The sequence below is a fragment of the Metabacillus sp. KJ11-3 genome, assembly GCF_055808295.1.
Map to the genome: position 1 here is coordinate 4781568 of NZ_CM147865.1, position 20618 is coordinate 4802185.

Sequence of the window (20618 nt, forward strand, 5' to 3'; positions counted from 1 at the left end):
AGTGTGTTTCCCTCTCTTAAATAAAATTGTAAATAAGTGTTTACAAGATTAACAATACTTTATCGAAATATTTAGAAACCTTTACATTGCATTAAAATTAGTTTTACAAATTTCGATTAGTATTGACAATGACGACTACATATTAGAGGGAGGAAGCTATGGGGAAACGAATCGTTAGGAAAAGGCTGAAGAAATTATTTATATTTATCTGTATGGCAGCCATCGTGCTATCCAATTTTGTTTCAGTCATTCCAGTAAAAGCCACTCAAGCTGAGAAGCCTGTTGAGGATGCAAATACAAATGTATCGGAACAAGCTGAAACAACAGCAGAACAAGAAACTGATAAAGAAACCAACGAGTTCCAACAAGAAGAGACAACTGTAAATAAAGAAGGAACCGAAGAAGATGAGAAGGCTGTCCAAGAAGTAGAACAACAGCCAAAACCAGAGGAATCTACTGAAGAACCCGCTTCTCAAAATGAAGAAGAACTTCAAAAAGATCCTGCCACTACTAATCAACAAGAGACAACTACACAAGAAGAAACATCTACAGAACAAAAAGAAAATCTGCAACCTGCAGAAACAGAGGAACAGGAAGCCGACAAGACTGAAATTGTTGAAGAAGATTATAACCTGAACTCCCCTTTACTCATCACAGAAATCTCACCAAATTCAAAGGGAACAGATAACTTTGAGTATTTCGAAGTATATAACAACACAAATCAAACATTACCATTAGCAGACTATGCTTTTATTTATCATTATACCGATAGTGGAAAAGAAGTAGAATTCAAAGTGCCTGCTACAATAATTGAACCGCAGGAAACACTTGTTTTTTGGTTTAATAACAACGGACTAACTCTTGAGGATTTCAACAATCATTACGGGTTAGAATTGACAAAAGATCAGGTTGTTGAATATAAAGACGTATTTCCGGGATTTGCAAATGGTGGAAACCGTGCAGCTGTCATCAAGGATAAAGAAGGAAATAGCATTGTAGCTGCGGCTTATTTACCAGATGAAACAGATAATGAAGGGAAAGTTGTGCAGTACAAATATGCACCTGGTCAACCTACGATGGACAAGCTTCAAGTGTTAGCGGATCCTACACCTGGAACGATCGAGGCTGTTCAAGTACCTGCACAGCCGGTAGAAATAGAAGAGGTTCCTTTAGACTCTGAAGCTCCGGTCATTACTCATACAGCTGTAACAGAGGCGCAAGCGCTTAACACTGTAAAAGTGAATGCTGTGATAACAGATAATGAATCCGTATCGTCTGCAACTCTTTATTATAAACTTAAAGATGAAGCGGATTTTCAAATCATAAAAATGAATGCTGATAGTGAAGATGGCACTAGTTTTTCAACAGAAATCCCAGCAGCAAGTGTACAGTCTGACTTCGTGTATTATATTGAAGCAACAGATGGAATCAATTCTTCTAAAACAGAAGAATATCAAGTAAAGATAGAGGTACCTGAAGAAACTTATAGTGATCGTCCATTACTTATTACCGAACTCTCACCGAACTCTGCAGGTGGGGGAACAGATTACTACGAGTATTTTGAACTCTATAATAATAGTAACCAATCACTTTCTCTCACAAACTACTCTTTTGTTTATAAGTACACAGATAGTGGAAAAGAAGTGACTTTCCAAGTTCCTGCTACAACGATTGAACCACAGCAAACACTTGTATTCTGGTTCAATAATGGAGATCGGGGTTTAGAAGAATTTAATCAAAACTTTGGATTAAATCTATCCAGCGAAAATGTAGTTGAATTTAAAGATGTATTCCCAGGCTTTGCAAATGGTGGAAATCGTGCCATCGTGATCAAAGATCATACAAATGCAGAGATCATATCTGCAAGCTATTTAGGAACAGAAAATGATAATACAGGTGCTGTCATTCAGTATCTATTCCCAAGTTCAGGCTCGGAAATGGCAAAGTTGGAAACTCTTGCTGCTCCAACACCAGGAACGGTAGAGCAAACTCAAGTCCCAACAAAACCGGTGGAGTTAGATGAAATTCCGGAGGATTCTGAAGCACCGGTGATTACACACACACCAATTACAGAAAGTGATGCTTTTTCACCGATTAAGATTCAAGCTGATGTAGTTGACAATATGGCTGTTCCTTTTGCTACTTTGTACTATAAAAAAGAAGGTGAACAAAACTTCACTTCTTTAGCAATGAATGCTAGCAGTGATTCTGCAAGCTACACAGCTGAAATCATTGGTACAAACGTGGACGCTAACATTACCTATTATGTTGAAGCTTCTGATGGAATAAATACGGTTAAAACGGAAGAATATGAAATTAAAGTAAATAAAGAAGAGGTAGACTACACAAAAATTCCTGCCTTTCTTGTAACAGAAATTGTTCCTGATACTGCAAATGTTGGATCTGCAGATGGATATGAATTTATTGAGGTTTACAACAATACAGATCAAGATCTTAGCTTTAAAGATTACAAGGTTCAATATCGCTACGGTACAGATCCGGCAAGTGATGTTGTATGGCCATCTATTCCAGATGATGTTGTTATCCCTGCCCAAGAAACACTCGTTTTCTGGATTGTTAATGGGCAAAATGGAGAGCTAACGGTTGCGGATTTTAATGCACACTTTGGCACAAACCTTGTTGAAAACAAAAACATTGTAAAAATTCACAGTGATGGAATGGCAAATGGAAGTGCAAGAGGACTGGTTGTAGCGACAAATACAAAAGAGGAAATAACAGTTTCTTACTATAATGATGTAGCAAATGTTGATGATACGGTTCCGGATAAAGGCATTCTTTATAAGTATCCAGAAGACGGATCAAAACAAGCAATTAAAGTAAGTGCTGGTGTAGAAGCTGCAACTCCTGGTTCAGTAGAAGGCTTCCAAGTACCAAAACAGCCGGTTCATATTGAAAAAGATACAATTGCTCCAACGATTGAAAATAAAACAGCTGTGACAGAAGTAGAACAAACGGAAGATATTGAGATTGCAGCTGCAGCTTCTGATAATAAGGAAGTAAAATCAGTTCGTCTATTCTATCGTACAAACGATCAAGATGTATTTAATGAAACGTTATTAGCGCTTGATTCAGAGTCTCATCTATACAAAAATATGATTTATGCTTCAGATTTAATTGGGAAAGAATATGTGGAATATTTCTTTGCAGTTTCTGATGGAGTAAATGAGGTTCGCAGTGATACGTTTAAAATTACAATAAATAGTGATGTTGATAACTCTGATCTGCGATTAAATGTGAAAGACAATGATGTGGTCTCCGGTAAGGAAATTATCAAGGCAACTTCAAAAGATGAAGCAGCAACAAACGTTGCCATCACGGTTGATGGTGAAGAGCTTAAAGAAGATACGTATCATTCTTTAGAGAATGAGGCTTATCTTGCTCTTGAAGTGAATGGTCTTAATACGTATTTCCAAAATGCTGTCACAATGGGTGAGGATATTCTTTTCCTGATGGACAAGGATTGGTTATCACATTGGAAAACATTTACGATTCCAGTTGATCCAGATCGTTTGCAGGTGGGGGAAAATGTCTTAACCGTTCGTGCAGGAAACAAAGCATCACCATTCCAATTGGAAGAGGACGAAGAAAATCGCGATGATTACAGCCTGCGAAATGTTCGCCTCATTTTAGCAGACGGTACTGTGATTACAGATCCAAATAAAAATGATCCTTCAAAGGTATATGACATGGGTGATGATGGTACATTCCGTCCATTCGAAGACTTTACCTTTACGATAACAGAAGAACATGCAACAGCACAAACCTATAATTGGGACACAACGACTGTTGATGATGGTGAACACACAATTGAAGCTAAAGATTCGAATGATACAGTTTCAACTTCTGTATTAGTCGATAATACGGCACCAGCAGTTGAAACAAAAGTAGTAGAAGGAAAAGAATATAAAGGTGAATTTACAATTGATCCAACCGTTACTGATGAGATTGCAGGAGTGCAATCAGTGAAGGTAATGCTGGATGGAAAGCAAATTGAAGTTCCTTATCAAACAGCTTCTTCACAACTTGAACCAGGTGCACACACTGTCATGATTGTGGCTGAAGACAAAGTTGGAAATAAGGCTGAAAAGGTTGTTCAATTTACAGTAACAAATGAAAATCCTAATAAGCCTGAATTGATTTCACCTGCTGATAACAGTTCAGAGCCTGTTAATGGAGATCCAACACTTAAAGTGAAAGTAACAGATCCAACAGGTGATGCTCTTGATGTAACCTTCTATGAAGGCTATAAGTATGATGCGGCCAACACAGAAAGCGTAAAGGCATTCAAAAACGCAACAGATACAGAGCCTCCTCAAACGATGAATCCGGAAGGTGAAGAAGCTCTTACTCAGGAGGATCTCACTCTAGTATCTGAAAAAGATGGCGAATATTTAATCACTGATTCAAGTGAACAATTCCCGTATCATCGCTTTGATGTCGAGCTTGATTCATCAGTAAGTGAGACGGATACAGTTGAGCTTTCGTGGAGCGGTCAATCACTAGAAGGTAGAAAAGTGTCTATGTACGCTTGGAACCACGAAGAAAATGATTGGGCATTACTTACGTATAAAGTTGCCGGTGCCGAAGATTTTGAATTAAGGAGCACAGTTGAAGTTGCAACATATGTAAAAGACTCTAAAATCAATGTATTAATCCAAGACGAAATCCCAAGCAGTCCGGAAGAATATGACTACACATTTGTTTGGATGTCTGACACACAATACTATGCAGAAAGCTATCCTTATATTTTCGAAAGACAAACAAATTGGATTGCAGAAAAGCAGGAAGAATTAAAAATCAAATATGTGTTCCATACAGGTGATTTAGTCGATAACTTCGGTCAAGAACAGGAATGGATCCATGCTGATGAATACATGGGTGTATTAGATCAAAATAATGTACCATACGGTGTATTAGCCGGGAATCATGATGTAGACCAGTTATCAAATGATTACACAGAATATTACAAGCGATTTGGTGAAGATCGTTTTAAAGACAAAGATTACTATGGCGGCAGCTATAAAAATAACCGGGGACATTATGATCTTATTTCAGCAAACGGTAATGATTTCATTATGGTTTACATGGGATGGGGTGTTCAAGACGAGGATTTAAACTGGATCAATGATGTGTTAGCCCAATATCCTGATCGAACAGCGATCCTTAGTTTCCATGAATACCTATTAGTTTCCGGAAATAGAAGTCCGATCGGAGACAAAATATATAAAGCAGTAGTAGAACCAAATGAAAATGTTATTGCAGTATTAAGTGGTCACTATCATGACTCTGAAACACTTGTTAGTGAAATCGATGACGATGGTGATGGCCAGCCGGACCGTGAAGTCTATCAAATGCTTGGAGATTATCAAGGCGGTCCTGAAGGTGGGCAAGGATATATGAAACTGCTTCACTTTGATCAGGACAATAACCGTGTCTTTGTAAATACGTACTCTCCATACTTGGATGATTATAACTTCTATGAGCCTGAAGAATATCCAGGTAAAGACGAGTTTATTATGGACCTTGACCTTCAAGTAAAGGAAAAACGCGTAGCAACAGATTATTTTAGTGTTACCGTTAAAACTGACAAAGAAATTGGAAAACAAGAAAACATCTCAAGCGGAGAAACAGCTCAAGTAAAATGGATTGGATTAACTGAAAATAACACGTACTCCTGGTATGCAGTAGCAGAGGATAAGTTTACAGGAAAAACTGCTTCTGACATATGGACATTCACGAAAGGTGGATCATCAGAGCCTGGTGACGGAGACCAAGACCCAGGAGACGGAGATCAAGACCCGGGGGACGGAGATCAAGACCCGGGTGACGGAGATCAAGACCCAGGAGACGGAGATCAAGACCCAGGTGATGGAGATCAAGACCCAGGAGATGGAGATCAAGACCCAGGAGACGGAGATCAAGACCCAGGAGACGGAGATCAAGACCCGGGTGACGGAGATCAAGACCCGGGTGACGGAGATCAAGATCCTGGAGATGGAGATCAAGACCCAGGAAATGGAGATCAAGATCCTGGAGATGGAGACCAAAAACCAGATGGTGGAGATCAAGACCCAGGTAAAGAAGATCCAAAACTAGATGATGGAAATGGAACACCAGGTTACAGAGATCAAGTGGACAAAGATAACCAGTCACAGAATAGTGTGTTACCACTACCGAACACAGCTACAGATATGTTTAATATGTTAGTTATTGGACTGTTGGTTTTAGCTCTAGGCGGTGTACTTTTATTCATCCGGAGAAAGAATAAATCAGCTTAAAAGATAATCAAATTTAACCTGAAACCCTACTTATTGTTGAGTAGGGTTTCTTTTTAGCGTGTGCATGTAAGAAAGTTTAAATTGAGGACTTTAGGCATCTAGCTCCAGCAACTAGCCTATAAAAAAATCATGAAAATAATCAATTCGGACAACCTACATATAGGAGGTGTTTGAATATGAAAAAAGTACTTATTTTAATGGTTGTTTCCCTATGTTTATCAGGTTGCCAACTTCAAGCTCGTGACGGGTATGAGCCACAGGAAGAGGATAAAAACGGCACAAGATTAATGAAAACAGGGTATGGTGATTATGATGAAATTGGGTCTGATGAGGATGAACAATTTACGGAAAATCCGGGTCCTAATTTTCTGGATTTAACAGAATTAAGACCAGACCAAGGGAATGATCAGAACAAATTAGAAGAAGCAATTCGGAATGACAAGACATTATCATTAGGACGAGTGATGATTAATGGTGATACTATCCATGTAAATGTCTTTACAACAGAAAAGCTTACTGCAGACGAAATGAAGAAAAAAGAAAAAGAAGTTCATGATAATATGATTACGGCATTACCGAGATATCGTATTGATGTAAATTTAAAAGAAAAAAACAGTGAGGGGCGTTAAAATGCCCCTAAAAGCCTAAAATGGAGCTGATGAGACCTTTTCTGCGAGGTTTATTTGATGCTTGTCCATGATCAAAAACAAGTGCAGGATCCTTAGAGAATTCTGGTCTTTTTTGTGCACTTTCAAGCTCTTCAATTCTATGTTCAAGCTTGTTAATTGTTCCAATTAACTCTTCCATTTCTTTTCGATGTTGGAGGAGTTGATAGGAGACAACGTCATCTGCTTTTGTTTGAAGTTTTCTCTCCAATTCCTCAATTCGATTAGTTAGTTCAACGGTTTTATCCTCATTTACTGATGCAGCCATGACAATTCCTTTTCGAGGTTGCTCTTTCGATTGTGGTGAAGCTGGTTCTGAATTTTCCTGCATTTGCTTTATTTTCTCTATATCTTCATCCGAAAATTGATAGTGTCCAAGTTCATTTTTGGCGAGTTGTAAATCTAACTGATCGACCCATCTCATTAACGTTCTTCTGGAAACACCAAGTGACTTTGCAACAGCGGCTGTACTCATTTGCATTCCTCCCCTTGATTTTACGTACAAAACTAGAATTTCTACGTTTTGCATCAGTTCCCTTCACGTTAGACAAAACAAGAACGAATTCGGCAAAGAAAGTGGGAGTTTTACATATTATGTAATAAGTTTGTCGACGATTCAGGCTTCATACAATTCCAAAGGCAAACCGTCCGGATCTTGAAAAAAAGTAAACTTTTTATCTGTAATCGGATCAATTCGAATCTCTTCGACAACTATTCCTTTTTCTATCAGTTCTTGAACCGCTTCATTGATATTGTCTACCTCAAAAGCAAGATGTCGCAATCCTGCAGCTTCAGGCTGTGTTGGTCGGCTAGGAGGATTAGGAAATGAGAAAAGTTCAATCTGGTAAAGATCATTAACCATTAAATCAAGCTTGTACGACTGACGTTCCTCACGATAAACCTCAGAAAGAATCTTAAGGCCAAGTACTTCTGTATAAAATTTTTTAGACGTTTCATAGCTTGTACAAATGATAGCAATATGGTGGATTTTGTTGATTTTCATAAAGTAGGATCCCTCTTTCGGTAATAATGGAGTTTTTTTCCTTAAAATATATTATATGACTTTTTTAATAAAGATTGTTGTTCTTTAAACAAAACTATTTAGGTAGATTGTGGCGGAAGGTGCGAGACTCCTGTTAGAAATGCGGAAGCGCCTTGATCAGCCTAGGACAAATAAGTTGATTTAGAATCGAAGGCGTTCTTTGTATCTAAATTGGCTTATGACCTTGAGGCAGCCGAAAGCGCGACGTCCTTTCGCATTGGCTGCACTTGCACATCCTGTACTTCGGGGCTAGGCGCTGGAGCAAGACACGGGAACTGCGGGACAGTGAGACCCCGCAGGCGTTGGCACCGAGGAAGCTTACCGTCCACCCCGCGGAAAGCGAGCAACCTGTAGCGGAAATCAACCGACAAACACTAATTAAGAACAACAAAGTTTATAGTTTAAGGAATCCTGGCGTAATTTGCTTTTGACGCTTCATCTGACCTATACTATAATTATAACGTTATGCATGAAAATTGAGGTGAACATGTATGTTAGATCGTTTACAATCGGTAGAAGACCGTTATGAAAAGTTAAATCAGCTTTTAATGGATCCGGATATTATTAGCGATTCAAAAAAGCTGCGTGAATATTCAAAAGAACAATCAGACCTTCAAGAAACTGTGGAAGCTTACCGTGAATATAAAGAAGTCCGAGAACAAATTTCAGATACAAAATCAATGCTTGAAGAGAAGCTTGATGCTGAAATGCGCGAAATGGCAAAGGAAGAGCTTTCCGAATTAGAAGTACGTGAAGAAGAATTAACAGCTCGTCTGAAGATTTTACTTGTGCCAAAAGATCCGAACGATGATAAAAACGTTATTATGGAGATCCGCGGTGCAGCAGGTGGAGATGAAGCTGCATTATTTGCGTCTGATTTATACCGTATGTACAGCCGTTTTGCTGAAATGCAAGGCTGGAAAACAGAAGTTATGGAAGCAAACGCAACAGGTACTGGCGGTTATAAAGAAATCATCTTTATGATCAACGGGAAAGGTGCATACTCAAAATTAAAGTTTGAAAATGGTGCCCACCGTGTACAACGTGTTCCGGAAACAGAATCTGGCGGCCGTATCCATACATCAACGGCAACAGTTGCTGTTTTACCTGAAGCAGAAGAAGTAGAAGTAGAAATCCATGAAAAAGATATTCGTGTTGATACATTTGCTTCAAGTGGTCCAGGGGGACAAAGTGTTAATACAACTATGTCAGCTGTTCGTTTAACACATTTACCGACTAATACAGTAGTATCGTGTCAGGATGAAAAATCCCAAATCAAAAACAAAGAAAAAGCGATGAAGGTTCTACGTGCACGTGTCTATGATAAATTCCAACAAGAAGCACAAGCTGAATACGATCAAAACCGTAAGCTTGCGGTTGGTACAGGTGACCGTTCAGAGCGTATCAGAACATATAACTTCCCGCAAAACCGTGTGACAGATCACCGAATCGGGTTAACGATTCAAAAGCTTGATCAAATTTTAGAAGGTAAGCTTGATGAAGTAGTGGATGCACTAATTGTTGAGGACCAATCAAGCCGCCTTCAAGCAGCGGAAGACTAAAATCAAATGAAATTTGTATACGAAGCCCTCAACTGGGCTTCTTCTTTTTTAAAGGAAGCAGGCAGAGATGAAAATGCTGGAGAATTGTTGCTTCGTCACCATTTACAAATGGAGCGGGCAACATTGCTGTCCAATTTGAGAATGGTCCTCTCAGATGAGCAGATCCAAGTATTTACATCTGATGTAAAAAAACATGTAGAAGGTCAGCCAGTCCAGTATTTGATTGGACATGAAGAATTTTATGGAAGAAAATTTTTCGTGAATAAGGAAGTGCTTATTCCAAGACCGGAAACTGAGGAGCTTGTGGAAGGAATTTTAGACAGAGCAGCTGTCCATTTTTCAGGTGCTAATACATTGCATGTGGTCGATATTGGAACAGGAAGTGGAGCAATCGTAATTACATTGGCGTTAGAAAATGCCAGGTTCAAAGTGTCGGCTGTTGATATTGCTGCAGAGTCAATCTCAGTCGCAAAAGAGAACGCTGAGAACTTAGGGGCAAGCGTCAAATGGCTGCACGGAGATCTCCTTGAACCTGTTACACAGAAAATCGATATTTTAGTGTCAAATCCACCATATATTCCAGACTGGGAAATCGAAACACTATCACCAGTGGTAAAAGATCATGAACCAATGCGGGCACTCGCAGGTGGAGAAGATGGCTTGGATTTTTATCGAAGACTCATCCATGATATGACCGATTACCTTAACGACCGGGCACTCATTGCTTTTGAAATCGGTGCAGGTCAAGGGGAAGATGTGAAAAGTCTTTTAGAACAAGCCTTACCTGATGCGAAGGTAGAAGTTGTTTATGATATAAATGGTAAGGATCGGATGGTTTTTGCGGCTGTGTAAGATGGAATGCGTTTTGTTTAAGATTATTTTATTAATGAGTCAGGAAAATAATTGAGTTGACTGGAGCGAAAAGTGCGAGACTCCTGTGGGACAGGTGAGACCCATGCAGCGTAGTGTCGAGGGAGGCTCACCGCCAGCCCCGAGGAAAGCGAGCGCCGTGGAGCTCCTATCAACCAGCCCTATACTAATTGTAATGAAACTCGATTTTTCATTTTTTAAATCTACCAAACTATTTTTTTAAAAATATAGTTTAAGAATCTCTCACGCTGTCCATACTGTCTACCAAGGGAGCGTGAGAGACATGAAAAAACAAAATCAATTAGTACTCATATATATATTTATCTTATTCATAGGAGCAATCACTAGTGTTTATAAGGAGCCTGTCACAACAACAGCAAGCTCGCAGGAACCGGTTGTCATACCTGATGAAGCCATCCGCTTACGAATTCTAGCAAACAGTGATTCTGATGAAGACCAAGCATTAAAACGAAAAGTACGTGATGAAGTGAATAAAGAAATCACAACATGGGTAGAAAAATTAACGTCAGTTGAAGCAGCAGAAGAACTGATTCAATCAAGACTACCGGAAATCGAAGCCATTGTTGAAGATGTGCTAGAACAAGAAAACATGCAACAATCCTATTCGGTTGAATTTGATCACAATGTTAACTTTCCAACAAAGCTATATGGAAGCTATATCTATCCTGCTGGTGAATATAATGCGATCTTAATCAGTCTCGGTGAAGCAAAAGGTGCCAACTGGTGGTGTGTCCTATTCCCGCCGCTTTGCTTTTTAGACTTTTCAAACGGGGAAGCTGTCCAAGCAGAAGAAACAACAAATGATCAAGAAAAAACAAATGAAAAACTAACATCTTTAGTAGTGGACGAAGAAGAAGAGAAGGAAGAAGTAGAAGTGAAATTCTTCTTAGTTGAATGGTTTGAAGGATTGTTTTCTTAAAAAGGTGAGGGGATTCCCTCGCCTTTTATTGTTTTGAGGAATATCGTTGAGTCGAATTTTGTTGAAAATTGTCAAATAGCAAATAAATTCTAATAATCGCAAATAAACTAGCAAAATCGCAAATAAATTCTGATAATCGCAAATAAAACGAGATAATCGCAAATAAAGCCTTCTCACAAGGTCCCTTTATCTATCTTGAATAAGATTTATTAGGCATAAATCTAGCATTCACCTCATAGAGTTGAAATAGGAAAAAACAAAATGAGGTGAAAACATGTTTTATCAATTAAAAATAGCAGAAAATCAAGATATTGAACGATTAACAATGTTTGTGGAAAAAGCGGGAATCAGTTCAGAAGGAATTGCTGATTTAATAGATTATTTCGTGTTAATGGAAAACGGAGAAAAAGAAATTGTTGCATGTATTGGAATGGAGCCTGTGAACAACACAGGGCTGTTGCGTTCTCTTGTGGTGTCGGACAAGCTTAAGCAGGCTCATATCGTGACACTATTTCAAAGCATTCAAACCCTGGCTGAAAAACGGGGAATTACAAATTTATTTTTAGTTACGAATAAAGAAGCATCTGTACAGTTTTTATCTTTGATGGGTTTTCAAAAGCTAAACCCGGAGTCAGTACCTGCTGAAATGATGACAATTGACCATATGAAAGATTCACTAGAGGACCCGAATGCAAAAGTAATGCTTAAATCATCATAAAATTCACTTATCCCACACTTTAGCAGCAACTTGCCAAGCAAAGCTCTAGAAATTCATCATTGTTAGAAGTTTCACTTATTAACAAAGTTATCCACAAAAACAAAAGCCTTATCCACATTTTGTGGATAAGGCTTGTTTTCTGTAGCTTCTTCTTTTATACTTTCAAGAGTTAACCATCTAGTATATTGGTTGAATTGAACGGAATATAAGGAGTTTTGAAGGGATGAAAACAACACTTTGGACTGTGGATGATCTTACCAACTTATCCACCAGTTATCCACATATTACACAGGCAGCGGCTAAACTAAAAGATCATGAAGTTGTTGCTTTTCCAACAGAAACGGTTTATGGCCTGGGAGCAAATGCTTTTTCAGATGAAGCTGTACGTAAAATTTTTGAAGCAAAGGGACGCCCGAGTGATAATCCACTAATTGTCCACATTGCTTCACAAGAGCAGCTGGATGAATTTGTTGAAGATATACCCGAGTATGCAATAGCATTGATCAATCATTTTTGGCCGGGTCCTTTAACACTTGTTTTAAAGAAAAAGGGTGAACAGTTATCAGACTTAGTGACCGCTGGGCTTGATACTGTTGGTGTTCGTATGCCGGATCATCCGATTGCCCTCGCGCTTTTAAAGGAAGCAAATGTACCTGTAGCGGCACCAAGTGCAAATCGCTCCGGAAAACCGAGTCCAACACACGCTTCACATGTGTACCATGACCTTCAGGGGCGCATCAGTGGTATTATCGATGGAGGCTCAACAGGAGTCGGGGTGGAATCAACCGTTATCGATTGCACAACAAAGATTCCAACGATTCTTCGTCCAGGTGGAGTGACAAAGGAACAAATGGAGGAAATTGTTGGAGAGGTTCAGGTAGATCGGGCATTAGTTGAGGAAGGTCATGCACCTAAATCACCGGGAATGAAGTATACCCATTATGCGCCAAATGCGCCTGTCATCATAGTGGACGGAAGTCATCGCTATATTCAACAACAGATCGATCAGTATGAAAAAGAAGGCAAAAAGGTTGGCGTTCTTACAACAGAAGAAGCCATAAATGATTATCACGCAACGAAAGTAGTTTCATGCGGAAATCGTTCAGACCTCCAAACGGTTGCAGCTAAGTTGTATGACGTGCTAAGACGGTTTGATCAGGAAGATGTGGACCTTATCATAAGTGAAAGTTTTCCACAGGTTGGAGTTGGCGCAGCAATTATGAACAGACTGTTAAAGGCAGCTGGTAACCAAGTGATCGTGGAAAAATAATCAATGTTCTATTCGTCTTCGGACACGCATAAAGTGAATTAGGCGTGTCCGAGGAGGGGGAACATGAGTATAGAAACAATGGCGGGAGAACTGCTAACATTACTAATTATGGCACTAGCTCTAGGAATGGACGCATTTTCGGTCGGCCTTGGAATGGGCTTAATTAGGTTAAGAATTAGACAGATTTTTTACATAGGGATCACAATTGGGGTTTTTCACATCTGGATGCCATTAGTGGGAATGTTAATCGGGAGGCTGTTAAGTGACACCTTTGGAACAATTGCAACACTATTAGGTGGCACCCTTCTTATTTTATTAGGCATTCAAATGGTAGTTGCTTCCTTTAAAAAAGATGAAGATCCCTTTATTACACCGGTCGGCTTCGGTCTCATTGTGTTTGCATTAAGTGTCAGTTTAGATAGTTTTTCAGTCGGATTAAGCTTAGGAATCTATGGAGCCAAAACATTTCTTACAGTTGCAATCTTTGGACTAGTTAGTATGGTGCTGACATGGATGGGACTTTTAATTGGAAAGCGGGTTCAAAATTGGCTAGGGTCTTATAGTGAAGCATTAGGAGGCAGTATTCTACTGGCATTTGGAATTAAGCTCCTTTTGCCATTTTAATAGATTTAAAAGAGACTGTTTGGGGGCAGTCTCTTTTTTAGTTTACGCGTAAAATGCATAGTCAAAGGAAGAATGAATTGTACTCGGATCCAGATGGTTTCCAATCAAAATAATAATGGGCGTTTCTGTTGCAGAGCCATCAACTTTCTCAAAATAAACCTTCTTCGATGCGAATTGAAATGAATAAAGAAAAGGATCATCATGAAAACGCACAAAACCTTTTCCGCGAATAATGTCCTTCGGTAATTCTTTTAACCAAGAGACAAACGTCTTTCTATCAATAGAAGGGATGTCCTCTATTTTAATTGCTTTTATGGTGTGATGTGGCAGATGATTCGAACAGTTAGAACTGAATAAATCGATCGTTTTGATTCTGGCTGCCAGCAATTCTTCGAACGTAACCTCTCCATACTCCGACAAAATAATTTTTGCCTGATCACTAGCCATTTCCTTTATCTTTGTCATTACTTTTTCCAGCTTTTTAGATGAAACAAGGTCTGTTTTATTAACAATTAGTAATGAAGCATGGGAGATTTGTTCTTTAAGTAACTGTCGAATTTCCTTCGAGCTTTGAAAAAATACTATGATAATCGAGAAAATGACTGGCATCCACAAGCAAGGCTAATCAAAGACGTAAGGGAAAAGTAATCGATATAGTCCGGGCTTGAAAGTGCGTCAATAATTTCCTGCGGATTGGCCACACCGGTTCCTTCAATTAAAAGCACATCAACAGGACTTTGGACAAACTGATTTAGTGTTGTTTTTAGATCATCCTGAATGGAACAGCAAATACATCCATTTAACAATTCATAGGCTCTTTCATCTTCAAATAAGTGCTGCTCCACATTCGTATCACCAAGTTCGTTAAGAATAATTCCCAGCTTCATATTCCTGTTTTTAAATTCCTTTACCATTCTCTTTAAGACGGTTGTTTTTCCACTTCCTAAAAATCCGCTTAAGAGATAGACTTTTATAGGTGCATTCATCTTTATCCCTCGCTTTAAATAAGAAACATTCCGATTTATTAATTATTATCATAGGTGATTCTTAGACAATCATCAACAAATAACAGAAATGTTCACAAAACCTTTACAACAAACATTTCTTTAGACCCTTCACATATATTTGTTATTTTCGCATTTCATAAGACTACTTTCCGACACAATTTTTGATTATAATAGAAAAAAGGAGTGTTTTTATATGACGAACGTACTATTTGTTTGTACGGGAAATACGTGTAGAAGTCCGATGGCGGAGGCGTTATTGAAGCATGGGAAAAGCTCTGATCATATTCAAGTGAAGTCAGCGGGGGTTTTTGCTGTTGATGGGTATCAGGCCTCTTCGAATGCTGTTGAAGCCTTAAGGGAAAAAGGAATTTCAAGTAATCATCAGTCCTCTGGTTTAACAGCGGAGCTCGCTGATTGGGCAACGATTATTTTAACGATGACAAATCAGCACAAGCAATCGGTCATTGACCTTTATCCCCATGTAGGTCGAAAAACCTATACACTTGCCGAATATGTGTCAGATCCTGAAGAAGAAGTCACACAAGATATCTCAGATCCATTCGGTGGTCCGCTGCCAATGTATCGCCAAACCTTAACTGATTTAGAAAAATTAATTGAAAAGCTTATTTTAAAATTAGAGAAATGACTCAACCCTTTGGAGGAGAAATCGTCATGGAAGACAAAAAGTACAAGTTTAGCTTGCGCATGAAGCTTGTTTTATTAGTCACAATACTTGCTGTGATTACGTACTCAACAAGTGCCATTTTCATATCTTTTATCGTGAAATACGTTGATCATATCGTATCACCGTCTATCTTTACTCTTATTACACTGTTGATGGGGATCTTTTGGTCGGGGGTTTTGGCCTTTTTTGGATCTGGATTTATTACAAGAGCTCTAAAAAAGCTTGAAACTGCCGCATATAAAGCAGCAAAAGGCGATATTGAAGAAGATGTTCCTGTTACAAATAGTGATGATGAAATTAGAGGATTAAGCATTGCATTTAACGAAATGCTTCATAATATGCGTAATATGGTGCACAGTATTGAGGCTAATTTTCAAACAACAAATGATCAAGTTAGTCAAATAGCCAATGCTTCAAGCAGTGCATCAAAGCAGGCGGATGAGATTTTAATTACCGTCCAGGAAATCTCGCGTGGAGCAGATCAATCCGCAGTAGCCATTCAAGAAACTGCTACGTCAGTAGAAGACATCATTGAATTCGCTTCACAAGTTGAAGGAAAAGCAGCTTCATCTGAACAATTGTCAAAAGAAATGGTGACTTCACTACATGAAAGTAAAGAAGTTTATGAAGGATTGATTGAGGGAATCCAAACACTAGCGATTGAAAACGAAAAATCCATGACAGCTGTACGCCGCTTAGAGCAGCATGCTAATGAAGTTTCAAGCATCGTTTCTCTAGTAGGTGATATCGCCAACCAAACAAATCTTCTTGCCTTAAATGCTTCGATTGAAGCAGCGCGGGCAGGGGAACATGGTAAGGGATTTGCGGTAGTTGCCGATGAGGTACGTAAGCTTGCTGATGAAAGTGCAAAAGCAGTTCAGGGCATCACAGGGCTTATCGGAAATATTCAACAAGAAGTCCAAAATGTTGTAACTCAAATAGCTGATCAAGTGGAAACAGCAAAAAATCAAGCAAAAAACGGACAAGTATCTGCCAAATTACTTGATCAATCAGGTCAATCGATTCTTGATGTTGCTGAAGCGGTAAACCATATTAGCGACCTCATTCACCAGCAAATGAACTCACTTCAAAAAACTGGTGCACAATCAGAAGAAGTGGCAGCCATTGCTGAACAAACATCAGCAGGTGCCCATGAAGTTGCTTCAGCAATCACAGAACAATCAGATCATATCCAAAGTATGAACGAATTAGGGAAGAAGCTGGCTGAAAGTTCAGAAGAATTAAGGAAAACAATTGATCGCTTTGTTATATAAGCGATAGAATAAAGGTAAAACCTTTAGGAGGATATTATGAAAGTAGCGATCGCTTCAGACCACGGTGGAGTAAATATACGAAAAGAAATCATTCATTTACTAGAAGAGTTAAACATTGAGTACGTAGATATGGGCTGTGAATGTGAAACATCTGTTGATTATCCGGACTACGCCCTGCCTGTAGCGGAAAAGGTAGCAAATGGCGAATTTGATCGAGGAATTTTAATTTGCGGAACAGGAATCGGCATGAGCATTGCTGCCAACAAAGTAAAAGGCATTCGCTGTGCACTTGTCCATGATACATTTAGTGCCCAAGCAACACGTGAGCACAATGATACAAATATTTTATCAATGGGTGAACGTGTTATCGGTCCCGGACTTGCAAGAGATATTGCAAAAATCTGGTTAACAACAGAATACCAAGGCGGCCGTCACGCAACACGTGTTGGAAAAATTTCAAAGTATGAAGAAGAACACAACTAAAAGGATGTTAAAATCATGACAAAACTTCAAGACTGGATGCAGGATCTCTCTTGTCTATTATCAGATCTTAAGACTCAAAGCGATCTTCAAGAAGGAGACATTCTCGTAGTTGGCTGCAGTACAAGCGAGGTCATCGGCGAAAAGATCGGTACAGCCGGAACAGAAGAAGTAGCAGAAATGATTTTTGAAACATTGGACCAATTTCGGAAGCAAACAGGAGTGGAACTAGCATTTCAATGCTGTGAGCACCTGAATCGCGCTATTGTCATCGAAAGAAAAATAGCCAAAACAAAAGGTTTCGAAGAAGTCTCCGTTATTCCGGTTAGAAAAGCCGGAGGGGCCATGGCAACCTATGCCTACCAGCATATGGATAACCCAACCGTCGTTGAGTTTATTAAAGCCGACGCAGGCATTGACATTGGCGATACATTTATAGGCATGCACTTAAAACATGTCGCTGTCCCATTAAGAAGCAAAGTAAAACAAATTGGCTCTGCCCATGTGACCATGGCGAAAACCCGCCCGAAATTAATCGGCGGCGTAAGAGCTGTATATGAGCAAACGAAAGAAAATCAATCATGTCGGTAAAAGTAGTGGGGTCAACTTAGGTTGGCTCTTTTTTTATTGAGAAAGGAGGAGTGGTTTGCGTAATTTGTCGAAAAATGACAAATCGCAAATAAATCTTTAAAATCGCAAATAAAATCTAATAATCGCAAATATATTTCCAAAATCGCAAATAAATTCCGAAAATCGCAAATAAGTGCTCCTATCGGGTATCGGGCAGCTTGAATAAGAACTTTCTAACTTGGGATATTAATTTTGGACCTTCACTAAAAAACTCTCAAAATATTCTCTCTTTATAGTTGACATTGTGAGAAAAAGTAACGACAATAGGTTGTATATATTTAAAAAGGAACAACATACCAAAGCGAATATTAATAACGAAATTGCACACCATTATTCGGTTTTTAATGGACAATCGACACAAAACGTTAAAAAAACCATAATTATTTCAGAAAATCTTTTACATTCTATCCCTTTAGCGTGTAAAATAAAGATGGAAATAAACGAAGATAAAATGTGGTTAATATGAAGGGAGATACGAACGATGAAACATTTACCAGAACAAGATGTGAAAGTATTTGAAGCCATTCAGTTAGAACGTACTCGTCAAGAATCAAAAATCGAGCTTATTGCTTCAGAGAACTTTGTTAGTGAAGCAGTTATGGAAGCTCAAGGTTCTGTATTAACAAACAAATATGCAGAGGGTTACCCTGGTCGCCGCTACTATGGTGGTTGTGAGCATGTTGATGTTTTAGAAGACATTGCAAGAGACCGTGCAAAAGAGATTTTCGGTGCTGAGTATGTGAACGTTCAGCCTCACTCAGGTGCACAGGCAAACATGGGAGTTTACTTCACAATCCTTGAGCATGGTGACACAGTTCTTGGAATGAACTTATCTCATGGCGGTCACTTAACACACGGTAGCCCTGTTAACTTCAGTGGAGTGCAATACAATTTCGTAGAATACGGTGTTGACGAAGAAACTCACCGCATTAATTATGAAGATGTACGTGAAAAAGCATTAGCACACAAACCAAAATTAATCGTAGCAGGTGCAAGTGCATACCCAAGAGCAATCGACTTCAAAAAATTCCGTGAAATCGCTGATGAAGTAGGAGCGTATTTCATGGTTGATATGGCACACATTGCCGGCTTAGTTGCAGCGGGACTTCATGAAAATCCTGTGCCATATGCAGATTTCGTCACAACAACTACTCACAAAACCCTTCGCGGACCACGTGGCGGGATGATTCTTTGTAAAGAAGAATTCGGTAAAAAAATCGACAAGTCGATCTTCCCTGGTATCCAAGGTGGACCACTTATGCACGTAATCGCAGCTAAAGCTGTATCTTTTGGTGAAGCATTACAAGACAGCTTCAAAACATATGCACAAAACATCATTGATAATGCAAGACGCCTAGCTGAAAAGCTTCAATCTGAAGGCTTAACACTTGTTTCTGGTGGAACAGACAACCACTTATTATTAGTAGATGTTCGTTCTCTTCAGTTAACTGGTAAAGTAGCTGAGCACGTATTAGATGAGATCGGTATTACAGTAAACAAAAATACAATCCCATTTGAAACAGAAAGCCCATTTGTTACAAGTGGTATTCGTATCGGAACAGCAGCTGTAACAAGCCGTGGTTTCGGTTCAGACGAAATGGATGAAATCGGAAGCATCATTGCCTTCGCTCTTAAAAACCATGATGATGAAGCTAAACTTGCTGAAGCAAAACAACGTGTTGAAAACCTAACTAGCAAATTCCCTTTATACCGCAATTTATAAAAAGTAAGAAGATCAGGCCGATCTAAATGATAGGTCTGATCTTTTTTTTGTATAATTTCCTGCGAAATACCTCACCGTAAACTTGAAACTGTGTTTGTTTTTCTGTAAAATCTATTGAAGTGTCAAAGAAAAGGAGATGATTTGATGGGGAAAGTATACGTGTTTGATCATCCATTAATTCAGCATAAGCTTACATATATTCGCGATAGCAAAACTGGTACAAAGGAATTTCGTGAACTTGTTGATGAAGTAGCAAGTTTAATGGCGTTTGAAATTACAAGAGATTTACCATTAACAGAAGTAGATGTTGAAACACCGGTTACAACAGCAAAATCAAAAGTTCTTTCTGGTAAAAAATTGGGGATCATCCCGATTCTTCGTGCAGGACTTGGAATGGTAGATGGAATTTTAAAATTAATTCCAGCTGCTAAAGTTGGACATGTTGGGTTATATCGTGATCCGGAAACATTACAACCGGTTGAGTACTATGTAAAACTTCCTTCTGATATAGAAGAACGTGAATTAATTGTAGTAGATCCAATGCTAGCAACTGGGGGATCAGCAGTTGAAGCGATTAACAGCCTGAAAAAGCGCGGAGCAAAAAATATTAAATTCATGTGTTTAATTGCCGCTCCAGAAGGTGTTGATGTGGTCAAAGAAGCACATCCGGATGTGGATATCTACATTGCAGCACTTGATGAAAAATTAAATGATCATGGCTATATCGTCCCTGGATTAGGTGATGCTGGTGACAGATTGTACGGAACAAAATAATGGTAAAAGAGGATCGCTCATATATGGAGCGATCCTCTTTTTGCATGTTTGCAGC

At 39.0% G+C, this 20618-nt stretch carries 18 protein-coding genes; 14 read left to right on the forward strand and 4 right to left on the reverse strand.

Annotated elements, in window-relative coordinates; genetic code table 11:
* The first annotated feature begins 158 nt into the window (after positions 1-158).
* Entirely contained in the window at positions 159-6299 is a 6141-nt protein-coding gene (locus AC0L8O_RS23745) for a lamin tail domain-containing metallophosphoesterase family protein (RefSeq protein WP_473445751.1), read from the forward strand.
* 176 nt (positions 6300-6475) lie between these two features.
* Complete coding sequence (locus AC0L8O_RS23750; RefSeq protein WP_473445753.1) at positions 6476-6928, forward strand: hypothetical protein; 453 nt, start codon at positions 6476-6478, stop codon at positions 6926-6928.
* A gap of 7 nt (positions 6929-6935) precedes the next feature.
* On the opposite strand, the gene AC0L8O_RS23755 is transcribed toward AC0L8O_RS23750, so the two are convergent.
* Both AC0L8O_RS23755 and gloA2 read right to left on the reverse strand, forming a co-directional pair.
* Complete coding sequence (locus tag AC0L8O_RS23755; RefSeq protein WP_026563091.1) at positions 6936-7439, reverse strand: MerR family transcriptional regulator; 504 nt, start codon at positions 7437-7439, stop codon at positions 6936-6938.
* Between the two features lie 141 nt (positions 7440-7580).
* Complete coding sequence (gloA2, locus tag AC0L8O_RS23760) at positions 7581-7967, reverse strand: SMU1112c/YaeR family gloxylase I-like metalloprotein (RefSeq protein ID WP_473445755.1); 387 nt, start codon at positions 7965-7967, stop codon at positions 7581-7583.
* A 530-nt stretch (positions 7968-8497) separates the two neighbouring features.
* Here gloA2 and prfA point away from each other — a divergent pair.
* The 6 genes from prfA to AC0L8O_RS23790 all read left to right on the forward strand — a co-directional run bounded on the left by prfA (position 8498) and on the right by AC0L8O_RS23790 (position 13990).
* Positions 8498-9568, forward strand: coding sequence for a peptide chain release factor 1 (gene prfA / locus AC0L8O_RS23765; protein WP_473445757.1), 1071 nt, complete (start codon positions 8498-8500; stop codon positions 9566-9568).
* Between the two features lie 6 nt (positions 9569-9574).
* Positions 9575-10420 (forward strand): peptide chain release factor N(5)-glutamine methyltransferase, encoded by an 846-nt coding sequence (gene prmC / locus AC0L8O_RS23770; protein WP_473445759.1) that lies wholly within the window; start codon positions 9575-9577, stop codon positions 10418-10420.
* Positions 10421-10721: 301 nt separating this feature from the next.
* A complete protein-coding gene (gene spoIIR / locus AC0L8O_RS23775; protein ID WP_026563095.1) occupies positions 10722-11378 on the forward strand; it encodes a stage II sporulation protein R in 657 nt (218 codons plus the stop codon).
* A 274-nt stretch (positions 11379-11652) separates the two neighbouring features.
* Positions 11653-12096, forward strand: a complete 444-nt coding sequence (locus tag AC0L8O_RS23780; protein WP_473445761.1) for a GNAT family N-acetyltransferase — start codon at positions 11653-11655, stop codon at positions 12094-12096.
* Positions 12097-12319: 223 nt separating this feature from the next.
* On the forward strand, positions 12320-13366 hold the full coding sequence (locus AC0L8O_RS23785) for an L-threonylcarbamoyladenylate synthase (protein WP_473445763.1): 1047 nt from the start codon (positions 12320-12322) through the stop codon (positions 13364-13366).
* A gap of 63 nt (positions 13367-13429) precedes the next feature.
* Positions 13430-13990, forward strand: a complete 561-nt coding sequence (locus AC0L8O_RS23790) for a manganese efflux pump MntP (protein WP_473445764.1) — start codon at positions 13430-13432, stop codon at positions 13988-13990.
* Positions 13991-14032: 42 nt separating this feature from the next.
* Here AC0L8O_RS23790 and AC0L8O_RS23795 read toward each other — a convergent pair whose 3' ends face one another.
* Both AC0L8O_RS23795 and AC0L8O_RS23800 read right to left on the reverse strand, forming a co-directional pair.
* On the reverse strand, positions 14033-14599 hold the full coding sequence (locus AC0L8O_RS23795) for a GTP-binding protein (protein WP_473445766.1): 567 nt from the start codon (positions 14597-14599) through the stop codon (positions 14033-14035).
* A complete protein-coding gene (locus AC0L8O_RS23800) occupies positions 14572-14976 on the reverse strand; it encodes a GTP-binding protein (RefSeq protein WP_473445768.1) in 405 nt (134 codons plus the stop codon). Before AC0L8O_RS23800 ends, AC0L8O_RS23795 begins: the two co-directional genes overlap by 28 nt.
* Before the next feature lie 214 nt (positions 14977-15190).
* On the opposite strand from AC0L8O_RS23800, the gene AC0L8O_RS23805 reads away from it, so the two are divergent.
* The 6 genes from AC0L8O_RS23805 (at position 15191) to upp (ending at position 20563) form a co-directional block, all read left to right on the forward strand.
* Positions 15191-15643: a low molecular weight protein arginine phosphatase gene (locus tag AC0L8O_RS23805; RefSeq protein WP_473445770.1), complete on the forward strand. Its 453-nt coding sequence runs from the start codon at positions 15191-15193 to the stop codon at positions 15641-15643.
* Positions 15644-15669: 26 nt separating this feature from the next.
* A complete protein-coding gene (locus AC0L8O_RS23810) occupies positions 15670-16956 on the forward strand; it encodes a methyl-accepting chemotaxis protein (RefSeq protein WP_473445771.1) in 1287 nt (428 codons plus the stop codon).
* A 36-nt stretch (positions 16957-16992) separates the two neighbouring features.
* On the forward strand, positions 16993-17439 hold the full coding sequence (gene rpiB / locus AC0L8O_RS23815) for a ribose 5-phosphate isomerase B (protein ID WP_026563102.1): 447 nt from the start codon (positions 16993-16995) through the stop codon (positions 17437-17439).
* A 15-nt stretch (positions 17440-17454) separates the two neighbouring features.
* Positions 17455-18027, forward strand: coding sequence for a TIGR01440 family protein (locus AC0L8O_RS23820; RefSeq protein WP_473445773.1), 573 nt, complete (start codon positions 17455-17457; stop codon positions 18025-18027).
* A 520-nt stretch (positions 18028-18547) separates the two neighbouring features.
* Positions 18548-19789 carry a serine hydroxymethyltransferase gene (gene glyA / locus AC0L8O_RS23825; protein ID WP_473445775.1) on the forward strand — a complete coding sequence of 414 codons (1242 nt, stop codon included), beginning with the start codon at positions 18548-18550 and terminating at the stop codon, positions 19787-19789.
* A 144-nt stretch (positions 19790-19933) separates the two neighbouring features.
* Entirely contained in the window at positions 19934-20563 is a 630-nt protein-coding gene (gene upp, locus AC0L8O_RS23830) for a uracil phosphoribosyltransferase (RefSeq protein ID WP_026563105.1), read from the forward strand.
* The last annotated feature ends 55 nt before the right edge of the window (positions 20564-20618 follow it).

Coding starts and splice junctions, on each gene's coding strand:
- rpiB (WP_026563102.1), top strand. CDS start 16,993: ATGAAAGTAGCGATCGCTTCAGACCACGGTGGAGTAAATATACGAAAA.
- AC0L8O_RS23795 (WP_473445766.1), bottom strand. CDS start 14,599: ATGCCAGTCATTTTCTCGATTATCATAGTATTTTTTCAAAGCTCGAAG.
- AC0L8O_RS23810 (WP_473445771.1), top strand. CDS start 15,670: ATGGAAGACAAAAAGTACAAGTTTAGCTTGCGCATGAAGCTTGTTTTA.
- AC0L8O_RS23750 (WP_473445753.1), top strand. CDS start 6,476: ATGAAAAAAGTACTTATTTTAATGGTTGTTTCCCTATGTTTATCAGGT.
- AC0L8O_RS23790 (WP_473445764.1), top strand. CDS start 13,430: ATGAGTATAGAAACAATGGCGGGAGAACTGCTAACATTACTAATTATG.
- AC0L8O_RS23745 (WP_473445751.1), top strand. CDS start 159: ATGGGGAAACGAATCGTTAGGAAAAGGCTGAAGAAATTATTTATATTT.
- glyA (WP_473445775.1), top strand. CDS start 18,548: ATGAAACATTTACCAGAACAAGATGTGAAAGTATTTGAAGCCATTCAG.
- upp (WP_026563105.1), top strand. CDS start 19,934: ATGGGGAAAGTATACGTGTTTGATCATCCATTAATTCAGCATAAGCTT.
- gloA2 (WP_473445755.1), bottom strand. CDS start 7,967: ATGAAAATCAACAAAATCCACCATATTGCTATCATTTGTACAAGCTAT.
- prmC (WP_473445759.1), top strand. CDS start 9,575: ATGAAATTTGTATACGAAGCCCTCAACTGGGCTTCTTCTTTTTTAAAG.
- spoIIR (WP_026563095.1), top strand. CDS start 10,722: ATGAAAAAACAAAATCAATTAGTACTCATATATATATTTATCTTATTC.
- AC0L8O_RS23800 (WP_473445768.1), bottom strand. CDS start 14,976: ATGAATGCACCTATAAAAGTCTATCTCTTAAGCGGATTTTTAGGAAGT.
- prfA (WP_473445757.1), top strand. CDS start 8,498: ATGTTAGATCGTTTACAATCGGTAGAAGACCGTTATGAAAAGTTAAAT.
- AC0L8O_RS23805 (WP_473445770.1), top strand. CDS start 15,191: ATGACGAACGTACTATTTGTTTGTACGGGAAATACGTGTAGAAGTCCG.
- AC0L8O_RS23820 (WP_473445773.1), top strand. CDS start 17,455: ATGACAAAACTTCAAGACTGGATGCAGGATCTCTCTTGTCTATTATCA.
- AC0L8O_RS23785 (WP_473445763.1), top strand. CDS start 12,320: ATGAAAACAACACTTTGGACTGTGGATGATCTTACCAACTTATCCACC.
- AC0L8O_RS23755 (WP_026563091.1), bottom strand. CDS start 7,439: ATGAGTACAGCCGCTGTTGCAAAGTCACTTGGTGTTTCCAGAAGAACG.
- AC0L8O_RS23780 (WP_473445761.1), top strand. CDS start 11,653: ATGTTTTATCAATTAAAAATAGCAGAAAATCAAGATATTGAACGATTA.